This is a genomic window from Novosphingobium sp. CCH12-A3 (assembly GCF_001556015.1).
Classification (GTDB): Bacteria; Pseudomonadota; Alphaproteobacteria; order Sphingomonadales; family Sphingomonadaceae; genus Novosphingobium; species Novosphingobium subterraneum.
In genome coordinates this window covers 1-1,366 of sequence record NZ_LSIA01000293.1, presented here as the reverse complement: position 1 = coordinate 1,366, position 1,366 = coordinate 1, and the positions used below count along the sequence as shown (strand labels likewise).

General features: G+C 64.3%; 2 protein-coding genes. One reads left to right on the top strand and one right to left on the bottom strand.

Going from position 1 to position 1,366, the window contains the following annotated elements:
• Window positions 1–605, top strand: a 605-nt coding sequence (locus tag AX703_RS28100; protein ID WP_197423823.1) for a hypothetical protein, incomplete at its 5' end; no start/stop codon positions are given.
• A 30-nt stretch (window positions 606–635) separates the two neighbouring features.
• On the opposite strand, the gene AX703_RS24070 is transcribed toward AX703_RS28100, so the two are convergent.
• Window positions 636–1,366, bottom strand: a 731-nt coding sequence (locus AX703_RS24070) for a tyrosine-type recombinase/integrase (RefSeq protein WP_156452197.1), incomplete at its 5' end; no start/stop codon positions are given.

The following is a 1,366-nucleotide window of genomic DNA, read 5'->3' as shown; positions in this document are numbered from 1 at the left end:
CGGCAAACTTCGCCAAGCTGCTCAAGGGCTATGTCGAGCTGCGTCATTTCAGCGCGGAGTCGTTCTTCAACGGCCCACACCTTACCGAGCAACTCGAGCGGATCCCCGCGGCCTTCGAAGTCTGGCCCGCACATAGCCATCCCTTCGAGCAGGCCTTTCGCCGCAAATTTCTGCTGCTCTCGCGCTGGCTTGAGCGCGCTCGCAGTAAACTGAACTGGAATCTGACCCAAGGACTGGTCGCCGCCGAGGGTCGGGTCCAATTCGCCGGGGAGCCGATCGGCCATGTGATGGCCAATGGGCTGGTCGAGCTTAATCTGTTCGGGCATGGCGAGTACGAGTATGTCGCCACCATTCGCGACATTGCCCTCTCCGATATTCCCGAAGCGGTAGCCTTGCTCGCGCTCGATCTTGCCGAACTTTACAATCTTGGCATTCGGCAGCGTGCCAGCAGCAACACATCCTTCCAGCGCGCCGTGCTCCAGCTCGCGGCACATCTGCGGAAAGACCCCGGTCTTTCCAGTTCGGCGCAGCTTGACGAGCTTGCGCATGCCGAGAAGCTGCGGCGCGAGATGCACCCGCAATTCTACATGACCGCCGGGACATAACCTCATAATATATCCTGGTTGGCGGGCGGGCTACGCAGGCGTCTGGCTGCCACCGCCGCGCAAGCGCCCCAGTACCCGCGCCGCCGCATTGTTGCCCACGGCCAGTTCGCGCGCATAGCGTAAAGCTGTCGTCGGCGACGACCACCGCAGCGCAAGCGCAATTCCCGCGCCGTCCTCACCGGCCGCGAACAGATCCTGCGTGAGCCCGACCCTGAACGAGTGCGCGCTCAGGCCGCGAACGGTGTCGCCCTCCATCCCGGGCTCAAGCTCGACCAGGCCCAGATCGACCGCCTCCAGCACCCGGCGGCGCAGGATCGCGACCACACCCTGCCTGGTGAGCGGTTTTGAACCGATGTAGTGCCGCACAAGTCGCTGCCCGGCAGCGTCTGGCGGACTGGTCAGCACATTGATGCGCCGGAACACAGGGCCATGCGCAATCCCGCTCGCGAGCAACCAGGCCGACAGACGCACCATGGTATCGGCCGACAGCCAGGCCAGAGCCCCCTCCCCCAACTGGTCAGTCTTGGAATGCGTGATTTCGAGCCGCCCGCTGCCATCGCCAAACTGGGAAAGATCGACCACCGTCGCCCCAACCAGTTCGGACACGCGCAAACCCGCATCATAGGCGAGACTGATCAGCGCCGCGTCACGCAGACCGATGATATCGCTGCCGCACGAAGCCAACAGCGCGTTGACCGTTACCCCCTCGGGCGGCGCCTGACCCTCCTGCATCGCCTCGCCCAACCGGAGCGGCGCGGCCT